25 protein-coding genes are annotated in these 24,212 nt (G+C 71.4%); 13 read left to right on the top strand and 12 right to left on the bottom strand.

Going from position 1 to position 24,212, the window contains the following annotated elements:
* Positions 1-7: 7 nt before the first annotated feature.
* A complete protein-coding gene (locus ACQPZW_RS24705; protein WP_433797330.1) occupies positions 8-163 on the bottom strand; it encodes a hypothetical protein in 156 nt (51 codons plus the stop codon).
* 155 nt (positions 164-318) lie between these two features.
* Between ACQPZW_RS24705 and ACQPZW_RS24700 the strand changes: the two genes are divergently transcribed.
* Entirely contained in the window at positions 319-864 is a 546-nt protein-coding gene (locus tag ACQPZW_RS24700) for a hypothetical protein (RefSeq protein ID WP_433797329.1), read from the top strand.
* Between the two features lie 36 nt (positions 865-900).
* Here ACQPZW_RS24700 and ACQPZW_RS24695 read toward each other — a convergent pair whose 3' ends face one another.
* From ACQPZW_RS24695 to ACQPZW_RS24665, 7 genes are read right to left on the bottom strand one after another with little or no spacing between them, the layout of a single operon-like run.
* Entirely contained in the window at positions 901-1,506 is a 606-nt protein-coding gene (locus ACQPZW_RS24695; RefSeq protein WP_433797328.1) for a DinB family protein, read from the bottom strand.
* 18 nt (positions 1,507-1,524) lie between these two features.
* On the bottom strand, positions 1,525-2,367 hold the full coding sequence (locus ACQPZW_RS24690) for a murein hydrolase activator EnvC family protein (RefSeq protein ID WP_433797326.1): 843 nt from the start codon (positions 2,365-2,367) through the stop codon (positions 1,525-1,527).
* Positions 2,364-2,873 carry an ArsR family transcriptional regulator gene (locus tag ACQPZW_RS24685; RefSeq protein ID WP_433797325.1) on the bottom strand — a complete coding sequence of 170 codons (510 nt, stop codon included), beginning with the start codon at positions 2,871-2,873 and terminating at the stop codon, positions 2,364-2,366. Before ACQPZW_RS24685 ends, ACQPZW_RS24690 begins: the two co-directional genes overlap by 4 nt.
* Positions 2,874-2,906: 33 nt before the next feature.
* Entirely contained in the window at positions 2,907-4,256 is a 1,350-nt protein-coding gene (locus ACQPZW_RS24680) for an alpha/beta hydrolase (RefSeq protein ID WP_433797324.1), read from the bottom strand.
* 58 nt (positions 4,257-4,314) lie between these two features.
* Complete coding sequence (locus ACQPZW_RS24675) at positions 4,315-4,986, bottom strand: response regulator (protein WP_433797323.1); 672 nt, start codon at positions 4,984-4,986, stop codon at positions 4,315-4,317.
* Positions 4,983-6,104, bottom strand: coding sequence for a sensor histidine kinase (locus tag ACQPZW_RS24670; protein WP_433797321.1), 1,122 nt, complete (start codon positions 6,102-6,104; stop codon positions 4,983-4,985). The genes ACQPZW_RS24675 and ACQPZW_RS24670 overlap by 4 nt, the downstream gene beginning before the upstream one ends.
* A 22-nt stretch (positions 6,105-6,126) precedes the next feature.
* Positions 6,127-7,509, bottom strand: coding sequence for an FAD-dependent monooxygenase (locus ACQPZW_RS24665; protein ID WP_433797616.1), 1,383 nt, complete (start codon positions 7,507-7,509; stop codon positions 6,127-6,129).
* A gap of 62 nt (positions 7,510-7,571) precedes the next feature.
* On the opposite strand from ACQPZW_RS24665, the gene ACQPZW_RS24660 reads away from it, so the two are divergent.
* Positions 7,572-8,324, top strand: coding sequence for a DUF429 domain-containing protein (locus ACQPZW_RS24660; protein ID WP_433797320.1), 753 nt, complete (start codon positions 7,572-7,574; stop codon positions 8,322-8,324).
* Here the strand turns inward: ACQPZW_RS24660 and ACQPZW_RS24655 are convergent.
* From ACQPZW_RS24655 to ACQPZW_RS24640, 4 genes are all read right to left on the bottom strand, one after another.
* Complete coding sequence (locus tag ACQPZW_RS24655) at positions 8,296-8,868, bottom strand: hypothetical protein (protein ID WP_433797319.1); 573 nt, start codon at positions 8,866-8,868, stop codon at positions 8,296-8,298. The two genes, ACQPZW_RS24660 and ACQPZW_RS24655, sit on opposite strands and share 29 nt — an antisense overlap.
* A 97-nt stretch (positions 8,869-8,965) precedes the next feature.
* Entirely contained in the window at positions 8,966-9,850 is an 885-nt protein-coding gene (locus ACQPZW_RS24650; protein ID WP_433797318.1) for a bile acid:sodium symporter family protein, read from the bottom strand.
* Positions 9,851-9,931: 81 nt separating this feature from the next.
* Complete coding sequence (locus tag ACQPZW_RS24645; protein ID WP_433797317.1) at positions 9,932-11,551, bottom strand: alpha/beta hydrolase-fold protein; 1,620 nt, start codon at positions 11,549-11,551, stop codon at positions 9,932-9,934.
* A 219-nt stretch (positions 11,552-11,770) separates the two neighbouring features.
* Positions 11,771-12,508 (bottom strand): GntR family transcriptional regulator, encoded by a 738-nt coding sequence (locus ACQPZW_RS24640; protein ID WP_433797316.1) that lies wholly within the window; start codon positions 12,506-12,508, stop codon positions 11,771-11,773.
* A 154-nt stretch (positions 12,509-12,662) separates the two neighbouring features.
* Between ACQPZW_RS24640 and iolC the strand changes: the two genes are divergently transcribed.
* The 11 genes from iolC (at position 12,663) to ACQPZW_RS24585 (ending at position 24,212) form a co-directional block, all read left to right on the top strand.
* Complete coding sequence (gene iolC / locus ACQPZW_RS24635) at positions 12,663-13,610, top strand: 5-dehydro-2-deoxygluconokinase (protein ID WP_433797315.1); 948 nt, start codon at positions 12,663-12,665, stop codon at positions 13,608-13,610.
* Entirely contained in the window at positions 13,603-14,550 is a 948-nt protein-coding gene (locus tag ACQPZW_RS24630; RefSeq protein WP_433797314.1) for a Cgl0159 family (beta/alpha)8-fold protein, read from the top strand. The genes iolC and ACQPZW_RS24630 overlap by 8 nt, the downstream gene beginning before the upstream one ends.
* A complete protein-coding gene (gene iolB, locus ACQPZW_RS24625; protein ID WP_433797313.1) occupies positions 14,547-15,332 on the top strand; it encodes a 5-deoxy-glucuronate isomerase in 786 nt (261 codons plus the stop codon). Before ACQPZW_RS24630 ends, iolB begins: the two co-directional genes overlap by 4 nt.
* A complete protein-coding gene (gene iolD / locus ACQPZW_RS24620) occupies positions 15,329-17,194 on the top strand; it encodes a 3D-(3,5/4)-trihydroxycyclohexane-1,2-dione acylhydrolase (decyclizing) (RefSeq protein ID WP_433797312.1) in 1,866 nt (621 codons plus the stop codon). Before iolB ends, iolD begins: the two co-directional genes overlap by 4 nt.
* Before the next feature lie 14 nt (positions 17,195-17,208).
* Positions 17,209-18,087: a TIM barrel protein gene (locus ACQPZW_RS24615; protein WP_433797311.1), complete on the top strand. Its 879-nt coding sequence runs from the start codon at positions 17,209-17,211 to the stop codon at positions 18,085-18,087.
* Complete coding sequence (locus ACQPZW_RS24610; RefSeq protein WP_433797310.1) at positions 18,084-19,235, top strand: Gfo/Idh/MocA family protein; 1,152 nt, start codon at positions 18,084-18,086, stop codon at positions 19,233-19,235. Before ACQPZW_RS24615 ends, ACQPZW_RS24610 begins: the two co-directional genes overlap by 4 nt.
* Positions 19,236-19,280: 45 nt before the next feature.
* On the top strand, positions 19,281-20,714 hold the full coding sequence (locus ACQPZW_RS24605; RefSeq protein ID WP_433797309.1) for a hypothetical protein: 1,434 nt from the start codon (positions 19,281-19,283) through the stop codon (positions 20,712-20,714).
* On the top strand, positions 20,618-20,956 hold the full coding sequence (locus ACQPZW_RS24600; protein ID WP_433797308.1) for a hypothetical protein: 339 nt from the start codon (positions 20,618-20,620) through the stop codon (positions 20,954-20,956). The genes ACQPZW_RS24605 and ACQPZW_RS24600 overlap by 97 nt, the downstream gene beginning before the upstream one ends.
* A gap of 151 nt (positions 20,957-21,107) precedes the next feature.
* Positions 21,108-22,388 carry an ABC transporter substrate-binding protein gene (locus ACQPZW_RS24595; protein WP_433797307.1) on the top strand — a complete coding sequence of 427 codons (1,281 nt, stop codon included), beginning with the start codon at positions 21,108-21,110 and terminating at the stop codon, positions 22,386-22,388.
* A gap of 65 nt (positions 22,389-22,453) precedes the next feature.
* Positions 22,454-23,368 carry a carbohydrate ABC transporter permease gene (locus tag ACQPZW_RS24590; protein ID WP_433797306.1) on the top strand — a complete coding sequence of 305 codons (915 nt, stop codon included), beginning with the start codon at positions 22,454-22,456 and terminating at the stop codon, positions 23,366-23,368.
* Position 23,369: 1 nt separating this feature from the next.
* Positions 23,370-24,212: a carbohydrate ABC transporter permease gene (locus ACQPZW_RS24585; RefSeq protein ID WP_433797304.1), complete on the top strand. Its 843-nt coding sequence runs from the start codon at positions 23,370-23,372 to the stop codon at positions 24,210-24,212.

Here is a 24,212-nt window from a genome sequence, read left to right as displayed (position 1 = left end):
CGCGGGGTCAGGCCACCGTGCCGGTGATGGTGTCCCAGGAGTAACCGAGCAGAGCGAACGCCGCCGCCAGCAGTCCCAGACTGATCCGCCCGGTGTTGATCGGCAGCGCCGCCACGACCAGCAGAATGACGGCGATGATATAGAAGAGTCCCTGAATGGACATGTCCGCTCCTAGCAATGGGGGTCGAGAGCGGCGACGCAGTACCCCCACAGTGTGGACCGCTAAACCAGCGTCCCGTGACCGGTGTCCGGACGGTTCCGGCGTCCTGATCGGACAGCGGGGTCGCGCGGGTGGCGGACGGCGGCCATCATGCAGTCGTGGAGTCCTACCTTCTGCCCGGTGAGCGGATCCTCTGGGAGGGCGCCCCGGTCCGGCGCCGCCTGTTCCGGGCGACCGATGCCGCGCTCGTGCCGTTCAGCACGGTCTTCGCCGCGTTCGCGATCTTCTGGGTGATCGGTGTGCTGAGCGAGGGCGCGCGACTGTTCTCCGTCTTCGGCGTCCTCTTCGTGGTCATGGCCTTCTACCTGCTCGCCGGCCGGTTCGTGGTGCGGGCTCTCGCCGCCCCGCACACCACCTACACGATCACCGACCGGCGCGTCGTGGTCCGCGGCGGGCTGACCGGCAGGCGGCTGACCACGGCGTACCTCAAAGCGCTGCCGCCGCCGGTGATCGACGAGCAGCAGGACGGATCCGGCAACCTCGCGTTCGGCGGGTTCCCGACCGTCGGCGACGTCTTCAACGGCGGCCGGCGCAACGGCTTTCGGCCCTGGTCCGCCGAGCCGTCCGACACCCCGGTGCTGTGGGACGTCGCGGACGTGCGCCGGGTCCGCGACTTCGTCGCCCACGTCCAGGCGGCCGGATAGCCGCGGCCCCAGGCGGCCGGATAGCCCCGGCGTGGCTCAGCGGAAGCTCTCCGCGGTCTCCTGGAGACGTTTACGGTGCGCGGCCCACCAGGCGGCGTCGCCGTCCGGCAGCCCGCTGTTGCCGTCGTAGGTGCCGGCCGCGCCGTCGATCAGCTCGCGGACGATGTCGGCATGGCCGGCGTGCCGGTCGGTCTCGGCGATCACGTGGATCAGGACCTGGTGCAGGGAGTGACCGTCCACGTCGTCCGGCCACCACGGGACACGGCCGGTCGTCTCCAGATCCAGGGCCTCGATGGTGGCGTCGGCGTGCGCCCACACCCGGCGGTAGAGGGCGATGATCTCTTCGCGGGACTCGTCGGCGGTCGCCCACATGTCGGCGTTCGGTTCGGCGTCGTCACTGTTCCACCAGGGCAGCGCCTCGGGGAACGGGCGGCCGAACGTCACGCCGAAGTAGCCGCTCTCCACGCCCGCCGCATGCTTGACCAGGCCCAGCAGGTTGGTGCCGGTGCTGGTCAGGGGGCGGCGCACGTCGTACTCGGAGAGGCCGTCCAGCTTCCACACCAGTGCCCGCCGTGCCGCGTCGAGATACCGGCGAAGACCCGCTTTGGGATCATACGAAGCAGCGGGATCATAAGATGCCATGCCCGGCAGGATAGGGCCCTACCGCACGCCGGCCTCGAAGAGCTGGCCGTTCTGCGGGAAGCCGGGCACGGCTGTCGGCTTCGGGTCGCCGGTGGACCAGCGCGGATCCTTCTCCTGCTCGCACGTCAGGCCGGTCCAGTGCATCGGGACACCGGCGGCGGCCGTCGGGCGCGGGTCGTCCATCAATTGAACGTGCAGGTGCGGTTCGGACGTGTTGCCACTGTTGCCCACGTCGGCCAGTTGCCGGCCTGCGGTGACCACGTCACCCGGGCGGACCTTCACCGAGGCCCGGCGCAGGTGGGCGTACGCCGCGAAGGTCCCGTCGCCGTGCGCGACGATCACGTGGTTGCCGAGGATCCAGGAGACGCCGCCGAACTCGCGGCCCAGCGCCTCCACCGTCATCATCCAGGCCAGCGTCGGCCAGGTGTCCCGGCTGCGGTGGTCACGCCGCCGGTCGACGACCGCCACCACCGTGCCCGGCGCCATCGCCAGCACCGGGGCGCCGAAGCACGGGAACGACTCGGGCGCCCGGGTGCGCAGGGACCAGCCGATCGTCGCGGGCGCGTCGGGAGACGGCTGGAGCAGGTCGACGGCGTAGGTCTGCCCGTACGCCCGGACGCCGTGGCTGGGGGTGCCGGTGCCGGGACTGTTGATCGCCACCCACCGGCCCCGCACCGGAGGTGCCGACTCGACCGGCGCCCTGGCCGATCGCGGCGCCCGCGTGAGGGCGAGCGTCACCAGCAGCGCCTTGACCGGCAGGTCGAGCCACCACGGGACGGCCGGCAGGAGGAGGGTGGCGATGACGCTGAGGACGAACAACCGGGCCCACAGGGTCTGATGGCGGGCGATGGCGCGTTTCATCGGCGGGTTCCCAACAGGAGGGCGAGCAGGGGGACGATGCGGGCGACCGGCACCTCGTAGCGCCCGCCGCCGGCCGTGTGCAGCCAGCCGGCGGCCACGAGCTGCCGCAGGTGGTGATAGACCTGGCCGCTGGTGCCCATGCCGTCGATCTGCACCAGGTCGGCGGCGGTGCCGGCGCCGTGCAGGATCCGCTGCAGGATCCGGATCCGGGCCGGATGGGCCAGGGCGGCCAGCGCCGCCACGTGCTGTGTCCAGTCGCTGTCGAGCAGCTCCTCGGTGCCGACGCCCTCCTGCCACCGGGCCCTGCGGCCGTCGGGCAGGGTCACGTGCCCGGTGAGCAGGACGGCACCCGGGTCGTCGACCCGGGCGAGGAGCCCCTCGAGCGCCCAGAACAGCTCCGCGTCCGGGGTCCGGGCCGGCCGGTCGTCGCCCGGCCGGCTGTCGAGTCTCTGCTCCAGCTCGGCCACGCGTCGTTCGAGCGCGGCGAGACGGTCGGTGTCGCTCACCCGTACACCATATCGTAATTACGTAAAGACGTTCTAGGGCAGGAGGAGTCCCCAGTAGAGGGCCCACGGGACGAACAGCATCCCGGCGGCCGACAGCAGCCCGAGCCGGATCCGGTCGGTGCGCCAGGCCGCGGCCGTGATCACCGTCGCGATCACCGTCGTCAGCGCCAGCGCCTGCAGACCGAGCCACAGCACCGGCCGCCCGGCGGCCATCGGACCGGGAGAGATGCCCCGCCAGTTCGCGCTGTCGACCACGGTCACGAAATAGGCGACGAAACCCAGGACCGCGAGAGGCCCGGTGGTGGCGAGGACACGGGCGCTACGCGTGGGGACGCGCCCACGACGGACCAGACCCATCAGGGGGTACGACAGGAAGCCGATCACCATCAGCGCGAGCACCGTCAGCTGCACCGGCCACGACTCCCACCACGCCGAGCGGGCCAGTGGCGCGCTCTGCTCCCGCTGGACCGGTGCGGCCCCGCCCGACGGCGGCAGCGGCTCACCGGCGGCGACCGCCGACACCCAGTCACCGACCGTGTCGGCGTAACCGGGAACCAGCTCGCCGGTGTACATGCCGTCCTCGTCGAGCACCCGCAGCGTGTGGCCCGCGCCCGGCAGGAACCGCACGGTCAGAGGCGAGGTGACGGTCCGCTGCACCACGGCGGCGCTCTCCGCGGCCGGGACCTGGGTGTCGTCGGCGCCGTAGACGGCCAGCACCGGCCGGGTCAGCGCGGCCAGCGGCGGGAGCGGGTCGTGATCGGCCTCGGCGAACATGCCGGCGTCGTTCGCGAGCCGGTACAGGCGGGTGGACAGGGTGTCGGCGAGCGCACCGGACACCCCGGCGGCGGCCAGCTTGTTGCGCATGTTCCAGGTCTGCACCCGGATCGGCGACTGGGCGGGCGCCGACGCCAGGACCAGGAAGGCGATACCGGGGGAGCGGCCGGCGGCGATCGGCATCACCCAGCCGCCCTCGCTGATGCCCCAGACCCCGACCGCGTCCGGGTTCACGCCCGGCTGCCGGCGCAACACGTCGACGGCGGCCACCACGTCGTCGGCGAGCAGCGAGTAGTCGGGATCGCCGAGCGGGCGCTTGTCGTAGGTGAGCACCGCGATGCCCCGCTCGGCGAACGCCGTCGCCTCGGCGGCGACGCCCGCCCGGGTGCCGTTGCCGGAGCCGTGCACCAGCACCAGCCCCGGAAGAGCCTCTTGCGCGTTGCGGGGCGCGTGGACCGTACCGCTGAGGGTCTTTCCTCCGGAGACCGGAATGCTCACCTCGGTTCGTGAGAGGTCGTCCGGGCTCGCGGCGGTTGGGCCGCCGCGGACCAGGAGCCCGAGGGTGAGCAACGTCAGCAGGACCAGGGCACGCAGGCCGTTTCTGAACATGCGTCGATCCTGTCCGGACTCCTCCGGGCGGACATCGGCCCGGCGAGCGGTCCTGAACTCACTCGCCAGAGGGAGACGGCTGCCCGGCCACCACCAGACCCGACTCGTAAGCGGCCACCACGGCCTGCGCCCGGTCGCGCAGCCCCAGCTTGGACAGCACGCCACTGACGTGCGTCTTCACCGTGTGCTCGGTGACCACCATGGCCGCCGCGATCTCGGTGTTCGTCAGGCCACGCCCGAGCAGCTGCAACGTCTCCCGCTCGCGCGGGGTCAGCCGGTCCGTCCCGGCCCACGAGCCGGCCGGCGGGCCCTGCCGGCGCACCGCCGTCTCGATCAGCCGGGTGGTGACCGACGGCGCCAGCAGCGACTCGCCGGCCGCCACCACCCGGACCGCCTGCACCAGCTCGGCCCGGCGCACATCCTTGAGCAGGAACCCGCTGGCACCCGCTCGCAACGCGTCGACGATGTACTCGTCCTGACCGAAGGTGGTCAGCATCAGCACCCGCACCGGGTGGCCCGCGAGCCGGCGGGTGGCCTCGATGCCGTCCATCAGCGGCATCCGGATGTCGAGGACCAGCACGTCCGGGGAGTGCCGCTCGACCGCGGCGACCGCCTCCGCGCCGTCGGCCGCCTCGGCCACCACCTCCATGTCCGGTTCGGTGTCCAGGATCATCGCGAACGCGCCGCGCACCAGCTCCTGATCGTCCGCGACCACGACTCTGATGGTCATCGCCTGTCTCCCACGGGCAGCCACGCCCGCACCCGGAACCCGCCGCCCGGCACCGGGCCGGCCGACGCCTCGCCGCCGCAGCCGGCCGCCCGCTGTCGCATGCCGCTCAATCCGTACCCCTCACCCTCCGTGGCGCCGATACCGTCGTCGAGGACCGTGACCGTGAGCCGGCCGGCGGTCCAGTCGAGGGTCACCGACGCGGTCGTCGCCCGCGCGTGCCTGGTCATGTTGGTCAGCGCCTCCTGCACGATCCGGTACGCCGCCGTCTCGGCGTCCGGGCTCAGCCTGCCGGGCCGCCCGGTCACGGTCAGTGTCACCTCGGTCGTCCCGGCCCGGGAGACGCCGTCCACCAGGGAGCGGATCCCGGCGAGCGTCGGCGCCGCACCGCCGTTGAGGACACCGAGGATGCGGCGCACCTGGGCCATCGCGTCCCGGCCGGCGTCGGCGATGGCGTCGAAGGCCTCCTCGGTACGGGCCGGACCGTGGCGCATCGCGATCGGCCCCGCCTCCGCCTGCGCGACCGTCACGGCCACCGCGTGCGCCAGGACGTCGTGCATGTCCCGGGCGATCCGTGACCGCTCCCGCTCCGCCTCCAGCTCACGCTCCCGCTCCAGGTGCAGCGCCCGCTCCCGCAGCAGCCGCACGTGCTCCTGCCGGGACGCCCACGCGCGGCCCATCGCGTACGCCGCCGTCCACAGCAGCGCGCCCCGCACCGCCGTCTCCACCGAGCCGGTCAGGACGAACGCGCCCCACCCGATGATCACGATCGCGCTGCGCCGCTGCCAGCGCGGGGCCAGGGCGGCCGTGGTGAACATGGCGATCAGTGCGCCGTACCACAGCGGTTGTCTCGGCCCGTCGGGAACGAACGTGTAGGCCGCGGCAGCCGCCTCGCTCACCATCAGCGCCGCGAAGGGCGCCCGCCGCGCGAACAGCACCGGCAGCGACACCCCGGCCGCGACCAGATAGCCCGACAGCGGCCACGTGCGGCCGCCCGGGAAGAACGGCGCCAGCTGCGCGGCGAGCGCGAGCAGGGCCAGCGCGCCGTCCACGGCGAGCGCCGGCAACGACCGCAGCCACCGCTCCACCCGGCCGGGCACCGGCATTCCGATGTCGTTCACACGTTCCCCCGCGAATCGATCCTCAGCGATTCTGCCGGATCGTCGCGTGCACGAAACGGTCCGGGCGGACCACCGTGACGGTCCCCGCGCGGCCGGGCAGCGGACCGTCCGGATCCGTGAGAGGCAGGCAGCCCGGCGCGGGATCGGGATGGTCCAGCGCCAGCAGCACCGCGCCGTCCGGGATGGCGGTGACCACGTCACGGGGATCACAACCGTGCCCGAGGTAGGCCCACCGGTAGCCGATGACCTGGTCCAACGGTGTCGGCGGCCCACCGGCGACCCGGACCGCCGGGTTCGGCAGCGCGCGGCGGACCATCGGCGGCCGGCTCCCGAGCCGTCCCACCCCGGGCAGGGCGGCGACCGTCCGCAGCACACCGCGGATCAGGCTCATCACCGTACGGTTGCGGCTCTGCACGATCCGCCCGATGCGCAGCGACAGCGCCGTGGTCCTCTCCACGTCGGGGCGGCGGTCACCCTCGTAGGCGTCCAGCGGCCCGTCGTCCCCGGCGACCGCCTCGGCCAGCCGCCACGCCAGGGTGACCGCGTCACGGATCCCCATCCCGAGCCCGGCGCCCGCGAACGGCGGCATGGCGTGCGCGGCATCCCCGGCCAGCAGGACCCGCCCGGCCCGCCACCGGTCGGCGATCCGCGCGTGGAAGGTGAACACGGCGGCCCGCTCGATCTCCAGGCCGGCCGGGTCCGTCCACGCCCCGATCAGCCGCCGCACCGGCTCGTCGGCGGCCATCGCCCGCGGATCCTCGCCCGGCAGCAGCATCCACTCCCACCGCCAGCGGCCGGACTGCGACATGACCACCGCCGGGCGCGCCGCGTCGGTCACGAAGGCGACACTCGGCCCACCGTCCACATCGCCGCCCACGGCGTCGACCACCAACCACGGCTGGGGGTACGTCGTACCGGAGAAGCCGATCCCGGCAACCTCCCGGACCGCACTGCCGATGCCGTCACAGCCGACCAGCCACCGCTCGGTGACCCGCTGCCCGTCGTCGAGGACCGCGGTCACCTCGGCATCGTGCTGCTCCACACCGGTGACCCGTCGCCCGGTCAGGACCCGCACACTGCCCGTCGCGGCGGCGGCCGCCCAGAGCCCGGCCTCCAGCCGCGGCTGGTCGAGCCGGGCCAGCGCGGGGTAGCCGTACGCCCGGCCGCTCTGCTCGGTCATGAACAGCGGCCGCCCGTCGGCCCCGACCACCCCGTTACGGGCCACCGGCGTCGCCCAGTCCTCGAACGGCGCCAGCCCCGCCACCAGCCCCAGCCCTCGCAGCGCCTCGGTGTCGAGCACCGCCGCCCGCGGCTTAGGATACGGCCGCTCCTGCGGCTCGACCACCACCGTCGGCACGCCGCGCTCACCGAGCAGCGCCGCCAGCAGCGCGCCCACCGGCCCCATCCCGGCGATCACCACAGCGGCTCGTGTCACGGCATGCTCCGATCCGATGGCTATCGTGTCGTGTGCTGACTGTAGGTGTCGATCTCGCCGCGGACCCGGCCGGTACCGCCGTCGCCGTCGTGCGCTGGTCCGCGGCGGGCGCACGGTTGGAGGACGTCGTGCTGCCCGCCGCCGACGACGCGGTCCTCGCCGCGATCCGTTCGGCCGACAAGGTGGGCGTCGACTGCCCGCTGGGCTGGCCGGAGGCGTTCGTGTCGTTCGTCGGCGCCCACCAGCGGAGCGCCGTCCCGCCCGGCAGCGCCACCGGTGACCGGGCGTGGCGCCGGAGCCTGGCCTGGCGGCACACCGACGAGGTGGTCCGGGCCGCCGTCGGGGTCGTGCCGCTGAGCGTCGCCGCCGACCGGATCGCCCACACCGCCCTGCGCTGCGCGTTCCTGCAGGCGCGGCTCGGTGTGGTCGACCGCAGCGGGGCCGGGCCGCTGGTGGAGGTCTATCCGGCGGCCTCGCTGAAGATCTGGGGACTGCCGTGGCGCGGCTACAAACGCCCCGACCAGGCCGCCGTCCGTGCCGCGATCGTCGACGGCCTGCGTGCCGAAGCACCCTGGCTGGACCTCGGCGCCCACGCCGATCGCTGTGCACGCACCGACCACGCCCTGGACGCCGTCATCGCCGCCCTCAGCGCGCGGGCCGCCGCCTGCGGCCGGGCCACCGAGCCGGCGCCGGACCAGCTCGCCGCGGCCCGCACCGAGGGATGGATCGCCCTGCCCACCAGCCCGCTTGCCGGGCTCATGACTCCCAGCGTGGACCGAGGCTGATCGGGCCACCGTCCGCCACGATCACCCGGTAGCCCAGTTCCCGGGCCTGGGCCGCGACCCTCTCCGCGAAGAGGGCGTCCCGGCGCATCCACCGGTCGAAGGCCACCTGCGGCTCGTCCAGGCCGGCGAGCAGCTCGTACGCCCAGGGCCGCTGCCGGTAGTGGCGGATCTGGAAGTCCTCCGTCGGCACGATCCACACCGCCCGCTCGCGAGGGACACCGATCCCGGCGAGCAGCTCCGGCAGCAGCGCCGCACCCTCGGCGATCGTGCCGTCCCCGGTGTCCCGCAGATCGTCCAGGATCAGCGGGAACTCCTCCCGGTACAGCCGGAACACATCGTCGACCTGCACCTCGACGGGCTGGGCCAGCCGGTCGCCGACGCTCATCGAGGTGACCTTGCGCAGCGCGGGGCCGCCGTCCGCGTGCCGGTCGAAGGCGTCGTCGCAGGAGTACACCGGCACACCCCGGTCCGCGGCGATCCGGGCGGCTACCGTGCTCTTGCCCGAACACGGCGACCCGCCGATCCACCAGAGATCGTCGAACACGGTCGCCAACCTACGCCCCGAAGACGTCGGCGGCGCTCCATCTCGTCGCCGCGCCCGATTCGGGTTGCGCGCTCTGGCAGTGAGCACAGGGACGAGCTCAGGTGACGGCGTCACTGGGTGCGGCGGACCGCCGGCGGGTGACGAGATAGCCGAAGGCGGCGGCCGTGAAGAACATGACGATGCCGTAGACGGCGGCCGGGATCGCCATCTCGGTGCTGTTCAACAGGGCGGGGCTGACCGCCACGGTGATCGCCAGGGTGCTGTTGTGGATGCCGATCTCCATGCCGGCGGCGATCGACTCGCGTCTGCCCACCCCGGCGAGGCGGGGTGCGCCGTACCCGACGGCGAGGCTGACCACGTTGAAGACCAGGACCGCGACGCCGACGGCGGCGAGGTAGTCGAGGATGTTGTCGCGTTCCTTGAGAAGCGTCCCGGCGATCACCGCGACCAGCACGATCACCGACAGGATCTTGACGGGCCGGGCGAGACGGTCGGCGAGCCCTTCGCGGAGCACCCGTACCGCCATGCCGATCGCGACCGGGATCAGCACGATCGCGAAGACCTGCAGCACCTTGTCGAACTGCAGCCCGATCGAGGCCCCGTCGGGGAGGAAGCGGGCGGCCGACAGGTTCACGATCACCGGCAGGGTGACCACGGCGAGGACCGAGTTGACCGCGGTCAGGGTGACGTTGAGCGCCACGTGCCCGCCGAAGAGGTGGCTGTACAGATTGGCCGTGGTGCCGCCGGGTGACGCTGCGAGCAGCATCATCCCGACGGCGAGCTCGGGTTTCAGGTCCATCACGACGACCAGGCCGAAGCAGAGCGCCGGTAGCAGCAGCGCCTGGCAGGCGAGTGCGATCAGCGCCGGTCTCGGGAACTGCACGACGCGCCGGAAGTCGGCGGTGGTGAGGCCCAGGCCGAGGCCGAGCATGATGATGCCGAGAGCGATGGGCAGCCCGATGGCCGTCAATGCCGAGTCCATGCCGCATTCTGCTTCGACGCAGAGATGCGAGGAATCCTCATTTCGGCCAGGGATGTGTCGCCGCTCACATCATCGACGGTGCTATCTCACCGGGTGGGCGGCGAACTGCTCGGCGTGCAGCGCGAAGGACCGGTCCAGCTTCGGCATCCAGTACGCGTCGTCGTGCCGCCCCGCGCCCAGCTGGTAGTCGTGCCTTACCCCCTTGGCCGCCAGCGCCGTGCTCATCTGCTGTGCCGCCACCCCGAACTGGTACTCGTCGGAGTCACCGCCGTCGAAGTAGAACCGGTGCCGGCTCAGGTCTGCCGCCGACATCCCGGCCACCAGCGTCAGCGGCCGCAGTCCGGCGTTGGCGGCCTGTTCGGCGGGCGTGCCGACCAGGGGCGGCAGGCTCAGGGCGCCCATGTGGCTGGCGATCGAGCTGAACACGGCCGGATTGGTCAGCCCGAGCGTGAACGCGCCCTGCCCGCCCATCGACACACCGCTGATCCCGCGGTGGTCACGGTCGGCGACGGTCCGGTAGGCCCGGTCGACCAGCGGCACGATCTCGTCCACGATCATCGTCCGGTACTTTCCGGCGGACGTGTCCACATACCACCCGCTTCCGCCGTCCGGGAACACCACGATCGCCTCGACGCCGAGCCTGTCGAGGACGGTGTCGATGTCCCGCGCCTCCCACTCGATGTTGCTGCCGTTGAAGCCGTTCAGCATGTAGACCACCGGGAAGCGCCTGCTCGTGCGGGTGTAGTCCTTCGGCAGGTACACGTTGAACTGCGCCCGGCGTCCCATCGCGGCGGACGCGTAGTCGTCCCGGAAGAAGCGGGACCGGTCGCCCAGCTCGACCGGTCGCCGCGGGTCGATGTGGAGCAGTTCGCGCGTCGGCGGCAGCCCGGTCCAGGTGCGGATGGTGTCGACGACGAGGCGGCCGCGGGCGTCCACGTACACCTCGGCCTGAGAATCGGTCAGGGTGACCCGGCCGGCCTCGAGCATCTCCCGCAGGCCGGCGATCCGGCGGGCGGCGGTGTCGCCCTGATGGAAGAACCCGTCGGCCAGCGTCGCGGCATAGCCGCGGACGTCCCCGGAGGCGACGGCGCGATGCTGCCGGTCCAGCACGGCGCAGACATGGGCCAATTGGGTACGGGTGGCAGCCGTCCCGGTGTCGCCCGCGAGCGCGCGGAGGCGGGCCTTCGAGTAGAGCCCGACCGGTCCCTGGTAGAAGCCGCCGCCCCCGGTCCCGTCGTAGACCCGCACGGCGAGGACGTTGGTGGCGCCCCATCGCAGCAGGCCGTCCGCCGGGTAGTATTCGCGCGGCACCTCCCACGTGGAGTCGAAGGTGGGCGGGAAGCCCCCGGTCCGCCCGATCTCCTGCCCGTTGAGGAACGCCTGATCCGCGTCGTCGATCTTGCCGAGCGCCGCGACGACGGCCGCGTCGGTGACCCCGTCCGGCCGCGCGGGCAGCGTGAACGTCTTGCGGTACCAGGCGAAGCCGTCGTACGAGCTGAGGTCGCTGTGGTCGCCCCAGTTGTCCGGGACGGTCCAGTCCCGCCAGGCGGTGTCCGCGAAGGACGGATCCGACCAGGCGGGGTCGTCGCCGGTGGTGAGCTTCCAGCCGCCCCCGGCCAGATCGACGCCGAAGTCGACCGACCCGGTGGTCGCGCAGGTCGTCGGCCTCGGCCCCGCGACCGCCGATGTGGGAACGTTCACAGATACAAGAGTCAAGAGTAGGGTGCCCAGCAGAGCGCGAGCTTTCAATGACATGGAGTGCCCCCGGAAAGGAACAGTTTCAAACACGAAACACAACGGACGCACACTCGCAACTTCCAGGCACCCTGTCAACCGGGACGACTCGCCGTCAACCGGTGTTGAATAATGTGCGAAAGCGGTCGCCTGAAACGCTCGCCGGTGACGGGGGAGGGCCGCGGGTCAGCGGTTGAAGACGGTGACTTCGATGGCGTAGTGGTCGGCCCGGTAGAGGTTGTCGGAGTACTCGACGGTGGCTCCGGTGCTGTCGAACGACGTGCGCTGCATGCTGATCAGCGGCGTGTGCTGCCCGATGTCGAGCAACCGGGCCTGCGCCGGCGTCGCCGCCTTGGCGGTGATCCGCTGCTTGGCGACGGCCGGCCGCCCGTTCCACTCGGCCATCATCCGGTAGAGGCTGCGCGATCCCAGGGCCTCGACCGTCAGGTCCGCGAACCGCGGCGGCAGCCAGTTGCGCAGGAGCGCCAGCGGCACCCCGTCGGCCAGCCGCAAGCGCTCGCAGTGCACCAGCCTCTCGGTGGCGGGCAGCCCCAGCATCCGGGCGGCGTGCCGGTCGACGCAGTCGCGGTCGAAGCGCAGCACCCGGGTCTGTGGCTGCCGTCCGGCGGCGGCGAGGTCGTCGAAGAGGCTGGTGAGCGCGACGCGACGGCGGACCTGCACGTCGGTGACCCGGGTGCCGACGCCCCGTTTGCGGGTGAGCAGCCCTTTGCTGACGAGCTCCTCGATGGCCCGCCGGATGGTGGGCCGGGAGATGTCGAGCGCCTCGGCCAGTTCGATCTCGGTGGGCAGGCGCTCGCCGGGCACCAGCTCGCCCCGGTCGATCGCCTCCTCGAGGCGTCGGCCGAGCTGGAAGTAGATGGGTACGGGGCTGGTGCGGTCGATCTCGAGAGGCGGCATGGGCATCGGTGGCACCCCCTCAACGGTGACAATCGCGGAAGTTTGTCAGTGCGTTCAGAAGAATGTCAATACAAACTATTGACGTGATCAACACGGCGGCAGAGGCTGCTGACACGTGCGGCGGAAACGTTCGCGACATCTTGCCGTAATCGGAGGTGTGATGCAGGACTTCGAGGTCATCGCCATGGGACGTGTCGGTGTCGACATCTATCCTCTGCAGACCGGAGTGGGCCTGGAGGACGTGACCTCGTTCGGCAAGTTCCTCGGTGGCAGCGCGACCAACGTGGCGGTCGCCGCCGCCCGGCACGGGCGCCGCACCGCGGTGATCACCCGGGTCGGCGCGGACCCGTTCGGCCGTTACGTCCACCGCGCGCTCGGTGAGCTGGGCGTCGACGACCGGTTCGTGTCCGCCGTCGAGGGCCTGCCCACCCCGGTGACGTTCTGCGAGATCTTCCCGCCGGACGACTTCCCGCTCTACTTCTACCGCCAGCCGACCGCCCCGGACCTGATGATCGAGCCGGACGAGCTGGACCTGGACGCGATCAGGGACGCCGGCATCTTCTGGGCCACGGTCACCGGCCTGTCCCAGAACCCGAGCAACAGCGCCCACCATGCCGCGTGGCGGGCCCGTGGACGCCGTCCGCTGACCGTCCTGGACCTCGACTACCGGCCGATGTTCTGGGACTCCCCGGCCGAGGCCACGGCCGCCGTCCGGGAAGCTCTGCCGCACGTCAGCGTGGCGGTCGGCAACCTGACCGAGTGCGAGATCGCGGTCGGCGAGTCCGATCCGGACGCCGCCGCCGACGCTCTTCTCGCCGCCGGCGTGTCGCTGGCCGTGGTGAAGATGGGGCCGGCCGGGGTGCTCGCCAAGACCTCGAAGGAGAGCGTGACGAAACCGCCCACGGAAGTCGACGTGGTCAACGGCCTGGGCGCCGGGGACGGGTTCGGTGGCGCGCTCTGCCACGGCCTGCTCCACGGCTGGCCGCTGGACCGGACCATCGCTTTCGCCAACGCGGCCGGCGCCATCGTCGCGAGCCGCCTCGAATGCTCCACCGCGATGCCGACCACGGCCGAGGTGGAGAAGGTCCTGGAGGCCGGACGTGTATGACGACGATGTCGCGGAGCAGTGTGGCGCCCGCCCGGAAGGGCCCTGGAGCAGCGACGACTTCGCCGAGCTGCGCGGCCTGCGCGCCACCCGCCCGGAGGCGATCGCCGAGGCCGCGGCCCGCCGGGTGCGCCGGCCGCTGCTCGCCGACGCCGGTGACCGGTTGATGCTGGTCGCCGCCGACCACCCGGCCCGCGGGGCGCTGGGTGTGCGGGGTGACGGCGGCGCGATGGCCGACCGCTACGAGCTGCTGCGCCGGCTGCGGACGGCGTTGCGCCGCCCGGGCGTGGACGGGGTGCTCGGCACCGCCGACGTCCTGGAGGACCTGCTGCTGCTCGGCGAGCTGGACGGCAAGATCGCGATCGGGTCGATGAACCGGGGTGGTCTGCAGGGCGCGGTGTTCGAGCTGGACGACCGGTTCACCGGCTACGACGCGGCGGCCGTGGCCCGGATGCGGTTCGACGGCGGCAAGATGCTGGTCCGGATCGACCCGGAGGACCCGGCCAGCGTGCGCACCCTGGAGGCGAGCGCCCGGGCGGTCGACGAGCTGGCCGCGCACGGGCTGCTGGCGATGGTGGAGCCGTTCCTGTCCAAGCGGGGCAGCAGCGGCTCGGTGGTCAACGATCTGAGCACGGCGGCGGTGGCCCGGTCGGTGGCGATCGCCGCGGGACTGGGCGGGACCAGCGCCTACACGTGGCTGAAACTGCCGGTCGTGGACGACATGGAGGCGGTGATGGCGGCGACGACGATGCCGGCGCTGCTGCTCGGCGGTGACCCGTCGGGCAGTCCGGACGAGACGTACGCGTCGTGGGGGCGGGCTCTGGCCGTACCCGGTGTGCGCGGTCTGATGGTGGGCCGGGCCCTGCTGTATCCGCCGGACGGTGACGTGGCCGCCGCCGTCGACTCCGCGGTGCGGCTGGTCCGGTCGGGGGTGGCCGCATGATCCGTCTGGACGTGACCCCGGAGTCGGCGGGCTGGGGCTACAGCGGCCTGCGTGTCGTGGTGCTGGCCGCCGGCGACGAGTATCAGCAGGCCACCGGAGGCGACGAGGTGGTCGTGGTCCCGTTGAGCGGGGCGGCGACGGTGACCACCGACAGTGACAGGGCCGAGCTCACCGGGCGGGCCAGCGTCTTCGACGGGCCGACCGATGTGGTCTACGTGCCGATCGAGTCGACGCTGACGCTGCGCAGCGAGGCGGGCGGCCGATTCGCGCTGGCCACGGCACGGGCCGTGAAGCGGCTGCCGTTCCGGCACATCCCGGTCGCGCAGCAGCGCATCGAGCTGCGCGGGGCGGGTGTCTGCTCCCGGCAGGTCAACAACTTCGCCACCACCGACGTGCTCGACGCCGACCGGATCATCGCCTGCGAGGTGCTCACCCCGGGCGGCAACTGGTCGTCGTACCCGCCGCACCGGCACGACGACCTGGAGGAGATCTACTACTTCGAGGTGGCCGGGGGCGGTCCCGCCTACCAGCGTGCCGACGGGGTGCGGGAGGTCCGTACCGGCGAGGTGGTGTTGATCCCGAACGGCTGGCACGGGCCGTCGATGGCCACGCCCGGCTACGACCTCTACTACCTGAACGTGATGGCCGGGCCGGGGGAGCGGGCCTGGGTGATCGAGGACGAGCCGGAGCACGCCTGGATCCGCGACACGTGGACCGGCCAGGCGATCGACGAACGGCTGCCCTTCGGAACGTCCGGCAGCGAAGGCGAGGAGGACCGATGAGACTCACCGTGGGCCAGGCCGTCGTGCGGTTCCTGGCCGCCCAGTTCACCGAGCGTGACGGGGTCGAGCACCGGCTGATCGAGGGCTGGTTCGGCATCTTCGGCCACGGCAACGTCGCCGGCCTCGGCCAGGCGCTGCTGGAGGCCGAGCTGACCGACCCGGACGCCGTCCCCTACCGGCAGGCCCGCAACGAGCAGGGCATGGTGCACGCGGCGGCCGGGTTCGCCCGGATGCGCAACCGGATGTCGACGCTGGCCTGCACCACCTCGATCGGGCCGGGCGCCACCAACATGGTCACCGGCGCCGCCCTGGCCACCGTCAACCGGCTGCCGGTGCTGCTGCTGCCGGGCGACGTGTTCGCCACCCGGGTCGCCAACCCGGTGCTGCAGGAGCTGGAGGACCCGCGCGGCTTCGACATCAGCGTCAACGACACGCTGCGGCCGGTGTCGCGCTTCTACGACCGGATCTGGCGGGCCCAGCAGCTGCCTTCGGCGCTGCTCGGCGCGATGCGTGTCCTCACCGACCCGGCCGAGACGGGCGCGGTCACCCTGGCGTTGCCGCAGGACGTGCAGGCGGAGGCGTACGACTTCCCGGACCGGATGTTCCGTAGGAGGCTCTGGCACGTCCCGCGGACACTGCCGGAGCCCGGCGCCCTGGCCCGCGCTGTCGCGATCATCAGGAGCGCCCGGCGCCCGTTGATCATCGCGGGCGGGGGAGTGATCTACTCGGAGGCGACCGGGGCGCTGCGGTCCCTCGCCGAGGCGGCCGGCATCCCGGTGGCCGAGACGCAGGCGGGCAAGGGCTCGATGCGGTACGACCACCCGCTCGCTCTCGGTGCGGTCGGCGCGACCGGAACCGTGGCGGCCAACGAGTTCGCCCGCGACGCCGACGTGGTGATCGGCGTCGGCACCCGCTGGAGCGACTTCACCACGGCGTCACGCAGCGCGTTCGCGGACCCCACGGTCCGTTTCGTTAACGTAAACATCGCGTCGTTCGATGCCGCCAAGCACTCCGGCGAGGCCGTGGTCGCCGACGCCCGGGCCGCCCTGGAGGCCCTGCTGGAGGCGCTGGCCGGTTACCGGACCGAAGCGGCCTACCAGGACCGGGCCCGCGAGAGGTCACAGGCCTGGGACGCGACCGTGGAACGCGCCTATCACCTCGGCAACCAGCCGCTCCCGGCACAGACGGAGGTGATCGGCGCCGTCAACGAGGCCGCCGGCCCCCGGGACGTGGTCGTCTGCGCGGCCGGTTCGATGCCCGGTGACCTGCACAAACTGTGGCGCACCCGAGACCCGAAGGGCTACCACGTCGAGTACGGGTTCTCCTGCATGGGCTACGAGATCGCCGGTGGGCTGGGCGTGCGACTGGCCGCCCCGGACCGTGAGGTCTTCGTGATGGTCGGCGACGGCTCCTACCTCATGATGGCCCAGGAGCTCGTCACCGCCGTACAGGAGCGAGTGAAATTGATCGTGGTTTTGGTGCAGAACCACGGCTATGCCTCGATCGGGCGGCTGTCGGCGTCGGTCGGCGCGCAGCGGTTCGGCACCGCCTACCGCTACCGCGACCGGGACGGACGCCTCGGCGGCACGGTGCTCCCGGTCGATCTGGCCACCAACGCCGCCAGCCTCGGCGCGACCGTCTTCCGGGCCTCCACCGTCGACGAGCTGCGGCAGGCGCTGGCCAAGGCCCGCGAGACCGACGGCGTCACGGTCGTGCACGTCGACGCCGATCCGATGGTCGATTCGCCGTCCAGCGAGTCGTGGTGGGACGTCCCGGTCGCCGAGACGTCCTCGTTGGAGACGGTCCGGACCGCCCATGAGCAGTACCTCGACGGCAAGCGCGGACAGCGCGACTACCTGTAGAAGGAGGGGACACTTTGACCGGCTTCGCGGAACGTATCGGCGGCGCGCCGATCTCCTGGGGCGTCTGTGAGGCGCCCGGCTGGGGACTGGAGCTCCCCGCCGACCGGGTGCTCGCCGAGATGGGCGGGCTCGGGCTGCGGGCCACCGAGCTCGGCCCCACCGGTTACCTGGGCAGGACCCCGGCGGATGTACGGGTGACCCTGGACCGCCACGGCATGACGCTGATCGGCGGTTTCCTGCCCGTGCCGATGCACGTGGCGACCGCCGCCGACCTGGCCGGGGCCGCCGACGCCATGGACACCCTGGCCGCCGCCGGAGCCGAGGTCGTGGTGCTGGCCGCCCGTTCCGGTGACGGCAGCTACGACCACAAGGTGCACCTGGGCGACGACGAGTGGAAGACCCTGTTCGCGACGCTGGACACGCTGCAGGAGATGGCCCGCGACCGTGGCCTGCGCCCGAGCCTGCACCCGCACGTCGGCACCGCCGTCGAGTCCCGCGAGGCCGTGCTGCGCGTGCTGGACGGCAGCGACGTGCCGATCTGCCTCGACACCGGCCACCTGCTGATCGGCGGCATGCAGCCGGCCGAGTTGCTGGAGCTCGCCGCGTCCCGGATCACCCACGTGCACCTCAAGGACGTCGACCTGGAGGTGTCGGCGACCGTCCAGGACGGGTCCCGTGCCTACATCGACGGTGTCCGGGCCGGGCTGTACACCCCGCTCGGCGCCGGTGACGTCGACATCCCCGGCATCGTCCGCGCCCTGGAGAACACCGGATACACCGGCTGGTACGTGCTGGAACAGGACTGTGCGCTGGCGCTCGTGCCCGCTGACGGCGAGGGCCCGATCGGCGACGCGCGCCGCAGTCTCGAGTTCCTCACGGAGGTGGCGCGGTGACGAACGGCGGTGGCGCGGTGACGAACGGCGGCGGCGCGGTGACGAACGGGGGCGGCGCGGTGGCGAGCGGCGGTGGCGCGGTGACGAACGGAGGCGGCGCGGTCACGACGCTGATCGAGCCGGGGCCGGTCCCGGCAGGGACCGGAGGCGCGGGCGTGAAACGGATCGGGATCATCGGCACCGGCATCATGGGCGCCGACCACGCCCGGCTGCTCACCCACGCGGTCTCCGGCGCGGCCGTCGGCGGGGTCTTCGACCTCGACGGCGACCGGGCGCGCGCAGTGGCCGGGGCCAGTGGCGGCGCCCGGGTGTTCGCCGACCCGTACGCGCTGATCGCCGACGACGACATCGACGCCGTCCTGATCGCCTCCTCGGACGCCACCCACGAGGAGTACGTGCTGGCCTGTATCGCCGCCGGCAAGCAGGTGCTGTGCGAGAAGCCGCTCGCCCCGACCGTCGACGGCTGCGCCCGGATCCTCGAGGCCGAGACCGCGCACGGCAGCCGGCTGATCACCGTCGGGTTCATGCGCCGCTTCGACCCCGGTTACACCGATCTGAAGGCGCTGCTCGCGACCGGCGAGATCGGCGCGCCGCTGATGCTGCACAACGTGCACCGCAACCCGGCCGCCGTGCCCGGCATGCCCAGCGCCAACCTGATCACCAACTCGGCGGTGCACGAGCTGGACATCACCCGCTGGCTGTTCGACTCCGAGATCACCGAGGTCGCCGTGCACACCCCGCGGCCCACCGGCAACTCCGGCGGCACGCGCGACCCGCAGCTGCTGATCCTCACCACCGCGTCCGGGGTGCTCTCCGACGTGGAGATCTTCGTCAACGCCCGGTACGGCTACGAGGTCCGCTGCGAGCTCGTGGCCGAGACCGGCACGGTGACTCTGGACGCCCCGCCGCCCACCTCGGTACGCCGTTCCGGCTTGCACGCGCGGGCGCTTCCGGCCGACTGGCGGCCCCGTTTTGCCGAGGCGTACCGCCTGGAATTGCAGGACTGGATCGACGGCACCGCCCACGGCGCCACGGCATGGGACGGATTCGCCGCCACGTTCGTCGCACAGGCGTGTGTGAACGCGCTGGAAAGCGGAGAACGTTATACCGTCGAGATGCCGGCGATACCCGGGCTATACCGGCGGTAGTAAAAGGTGGGCGCCATTCCTTCACGTGTTTCCGAAAGTGATGCGGTGACTGATTCTGATCTGGACTTCGCCGCCCGGGCGCAGACCGCTCTGGACCGAGAGGTCCGCGACATCCGAGCCGAGACCGGCGAGCTCTGGCGGCGGCTCCAGCATCGCCGGCTCGCCGAGCGGGTCAAGGCGCTGGCCGCTCACTGGCATCTCACCGGCGACCCCGGCGTGCTCGCTCCCGTCGCCGGGCTCACCGGGCTGCTGCGGGAGCGGCAGAACCCGTCCGGGCTGTTCCGCGGCGGCGACAACGTCGACTCACCGCCGGACTCGGCGTTCAGCGTCAACGACCTCGCCGACGCGGCCCGGCTGCTGGACGGCGCCGACGAGCGGGCCGGCCTGCTGAAGCTGCTCGACTCGATGACCCCCGCCCTGATCAAGGGTGGGGTGCACACCCCGAACCATCGATGGGAGCTGTCCGCGGCTCTGGCCCGGCTGCATCGACTCGAACCCCGGCCGGAGATCGCCGCCCGGGTGGGCGAGTGGCTGGCCGAGGGCGTCGACATCGAGGACGGGCTCTACTCGGAGCGCAGCGCCATCTACGCGTCCGCCGTCTCGAACCCGTCCCTGCTGGTCATCGCCGAGGTCTTCGACCGGCCGGACCTGCTGGACGCGGTCGAGGCGAACCTGACCGCCACCCTCGACCTGCTGCTGCCCGACGGGACGGTGGAGACCGTCCTGTCCCGACGGCAGGATCAGCGGGGCCGGTTCCCGCTGCGGCCCTTCCTGCTGCCGTTGCGCGTCATGGCGATCCGGCGGGACCGCGGTGATCTGGCCTGGGCCGCCGGGATCGCCCTGGAGCAGGGCATCGACTCGCCGGCGAGCGCCGTCGCCGACCCGGTCGCGGGCCGCCGGCTCCCCCCGGCGGTGCCGCCACCGACACCCCGGCACCGACATTTCGCCGCCGCCGGAACCCTGGTGGCGCACGGTCCGGGCACGACCGCCGTGGTGTTCGGCGGCTCCGACTACAGCAGGCACCGGCGGATCCGGTCCGGCCTGGCCAACTCGCCCACCCTGCTGCGTCTGTACGCGGGCGGCACGGTCCTGGAGAGTGTTCGCCTGTCGCGGACGTTCTTCGGCCTGGGGCCGTTCCGGGCCGACACCCTGACCGTCGAACCTGGCCCGGCCGCGACCCTGACCGAGAGCGTGTCGGCGGCCTACTACCAGCCGCTGTCCGGCGACGGGACGGGCCGTCACGCGGTCACCGACGACGGCCGTTTCAGCGCCGCCATGGACTTCGCCCGCCGCCCCGCGACGAGGTCGCCCTCACCACCCGCGTCCGTGTGGCGTTCGGGTCGTGGGGCGCTCACCGCCGTCCCGGCGACGCGGAGACGGCGGTGGAGTCCCCACCGGTCGTCGACCTGGACGTCGAGATCGGCGGGGCGGCCGTGGACTGGGCCCTCGAACTGGCGTTCCGGCCCGGCGGCACGATGACCGGCGCCCGTCCGCTGGGCGGCGACCGATGGCATCTCGAGTCGGGCACCGCCACCTACGGCGGGCTCGGTGTGACGGTCGTCGAGGGGCCGGAGACCGCGTCCGAGTCCGAGCCGTCCTACCACCCGGGCGAGGACTACGAATTCCTCGGCGGGACCGACGCGGCCGATGGCGTCCGGCTCTACGTGACCGGAAAAGCCCCGTCGAGGCTGCGGCTGCGCATCACCGCCCCGGCCGTTTAGGAAACTGTACAGAAGTACGCCCGGGCCGATCGGCCCACGTCGATAAAAAGCGTCCTGTGAATTAACATGTCGTTGACGCGGTAAGCGCTTTCCTCTAACGTCCGTCGCCACGAGAAGAACCACGAGAAGACATTTCATCGAGGAGATAGTCATGGGCATTTCGGCATCCGCTCGGAAGGGGTGGCTGGCCGCGAGCGTCGTCGGCGCCCTCGTCCTCGGCGCCTGCTCGTCCGGGTCCGGCAGCGGCGACGGTGACCCGAAGAGCATCACCTTCTGGTTCTCCACCTCCGCCCAGGACAAGGGCTACACCGACCTGGCCAAGGAGTTCGAGGCCAAGGAGGGCATCAAGGTCGAGATCGTCAACGTCCCGTACGACGGCTACCAGGACAAGTTGAGCCAGGCCGCCCAGGCCAACGCCCTGCCGGACACCGCCAGCGTGCCGTCCCTCGACCCGCTCTGGGTCAACCAGGTGCAGGACCTCGCCAGCATCGCGAACAACGAGGCCAACAAGATCAACAAGAGCCTGATCACCGCCGACGGTGACAAGGTCCTGTCGATCCCGTCGGACGTCACCGCGGCCGGCCTCTACATCAACAAGAGCCTGTTCGAGAAGGCCGGCGTGTCCTACCCGACCGACCCGGCGCAGACCTGGACCTGGACGGACTTCCTGGCCGCGGCCACCAAGGTCCGCGAGGCCACCAACGCCAAGTACGACATGGTCTACGACAACTCCGCGGCCCGCATCCGCGGCTGGATCTACACCCACGGCGGCACCGGCTTCCAGCTCGGCGCCGACGGCAGGTTCGCCGCCCCGGACGCCGCCACCGTCCAGGCGATCAGCGACTTCGGCAAGATCAACGACGACAAGGTCATGCCGAAGTCGGTCTGGACCTCCGGCCAGGACCCGAACGCCCTGTTCAAGAGCGGCCAGGTGGTCGCCTACTACTCCGGCGTCTGGCAGGTCGCCGACTTCGCCGACAGCATCACCGATTTCGAGTGGGCCAGCGTGCCGAGCCCGGCCCAGCCGACCCACGCCACCGACATCAACCTCGGCGGCAAGATGGTCGCGTTCTCCAACGGCGACAAGGCCGACGCCGCCAAGAAGTGGCTCGACTTCATCTTCCAGCCGGCCAACTACACCAAGCTGGCGCAGACCAACGGCTACCTGCCGATCGAGACCGGGCTGACGCTCACCTACCCGTTCGAGAAGAAGGCGGCCCAGGACGCGTTCGCCCTCTACATCAAGGAGATCGAGCTGGCGGACCCGATCTCCAGCTCCGGCCAGGCCAACCAGACCAAGCTGCTGCTGGCCAAGCAGAAGGTCGAGGACGCGCTGATCAAGACCGAGATGGCGAAGTTCGTCAACGGCGAGCAGGACGCGCAGAAGACCGTCGACGCCATCGTCACCGGCCTGAACGACCAGATCAAGTAGGGGACCGCGACGGGTGGGCCCGCCGGCGACGGCGGGCCCACCTCGCTGGGGAAAGAGAGAGAACCATGGTCGACAGCGCCAGCCGGGCCACGCCCCGGTGGTGGCCCCGGCGCAGGCACAACAGCTACACGGTCGCCCCGCTGATCCTGATCTCCGTCAACGTCCTGCTCTTCCTGACCTTCTTCGTCTGGCCGGCCATCATCGGACTGACCTACTCCTTCACCAGCTACACCGGTGTCGGCGACGCGCCCTGGGTCGGACTGGAGAACTACCAGGAGCTGGTCGGCGACTCCGACTTCTACGCGGCCCTGCTGCGGACCGCCATCTATACCGCCGGCGTGGTCCCGCTGACGTTCGTGACGTCGCTCGGCATCGCCTACCTGCTGGTCAGCCCGTACGCCAAGGGCAAGACCATCGCCCGGGTGATCTTCTTCCTGCCCTGGCTCATCTCCCCGATCATCGCGGGTGTCATCTGGCGCTGGCTGTTCGGCGAGAACTTCGGCCTGGTCAACTTCGTGATCACCGAGCTCGGCGGCGATCCCGTCTCCTGGCAGTCCAACGGCGACTTGTCGCTGCTGATCGTCGTCATCGTGGCCACCTGGGCCGGCACCGCGTTCAACATGCTGCTGTTCGTGGCGGCGCTGAAGAACGTGCCGGTCTCCTACTACGAGGCCGCCGACCTGGACGGGGCCAACGCCTGGCAGAAGTTCCGGAGCATCACGCTGCCCGCGATCGCGCCCACCTCGTTCATCGTCGTGCTGCTGAGCACCCTGCACGCCATGAAGGAGTACACGTACTTCGTCGCGGTCAACGACGGCGGCCCGGGCACCGAGAACAACCTGATCGTCCAGTACATCTACGAGACCGGCTTCAAACGGGCCCAGATCGGCTACGCCAGCGCGGCGTCGTTCGTACTCCTCGTGATTCTGATGATCGTCGCCGTGCTCCAACTGATCGCCAGCCGCCGGAAGGGATCCTGAGATGGCCACTTCCCACAGCAGGACCGGTGACACGCCGAAGAAGATCGGCTCCAGCGCGATCATGTGGCTGCTGGCCGCCCTGTACGGCTTCCCGCTGCTCTGGTTCGTGGTCAGCTCGTTCAAGCCCGGCGGAGAGTTGTTCTCCTACCCGCTGACGTTCTGGCCGAAGAACCCGTCGATCGAGGGCTACCGGGACGCCTGGACGAGTTTCGACTTTCCCGGCTACCTACTGAACACGATGATCGTCGCCATCGCGGCCACGCTGCTCACCATCATCGTCAGCGCCGCCTGCGGGTACGCGCTGGCCAAGTACAGCAACTGGTGGCTCAAGATCTTCGCCGGCTGCATCCTGGCCACCACCATGCTCCCGGCCGAGACGATCCTCGCGCCGCTGTTCCTGGTGGTCCGCAACATCGGCCTCTACAACAGCCTGGCCGGCGTCGTGGTGCCCGCCGTCATCACCGCCACGGGCACGTTCATGTTCCGCCAGTTCTTCGTTACCGTCCCCAACGACCTGCTCGAAGCGGCCCGCATCGACGGCTCCAGCGAGCTGTCCACCTTCGTCCGGATCATGCTGCCGCTGTCCCGCCCGATCATCCTGACCCTGGCGATCTTCTCGTTCCAGTGGCGCTGGAACGAGTACCTCTGGCCGCTGATCATCCTCAACGAGCCGAGCCAGTTCACCCTGCAGATCGGCATCGCGGGCATCGTCGGCGCCAACAACGTGAACTGGTCGGTCCTGATCAGCGCCTCGGTCCTGTCCATGGTCCCGCTGGTCGCCCTCTACCTGGTCTTCCAGAAGTACGTGATGAACGCAGACATCAACGCCGGCCTCAAAGACTGA

The organism is Actinoplanes sp. CA-252034 (assembly GCF_050956125.1).
Taxonomy (GTDB): domain Bacteria; phylum Actinomycetota; class Actinomycetes; order Mycobacteriales; family Micromonosporaceae; genus Actinoplanes.
The sequence above is the reverse complement of the archived record's forward strand: the minus strand, read 5'-3'. Positions and strand labels throughout refer to the sequence as shown.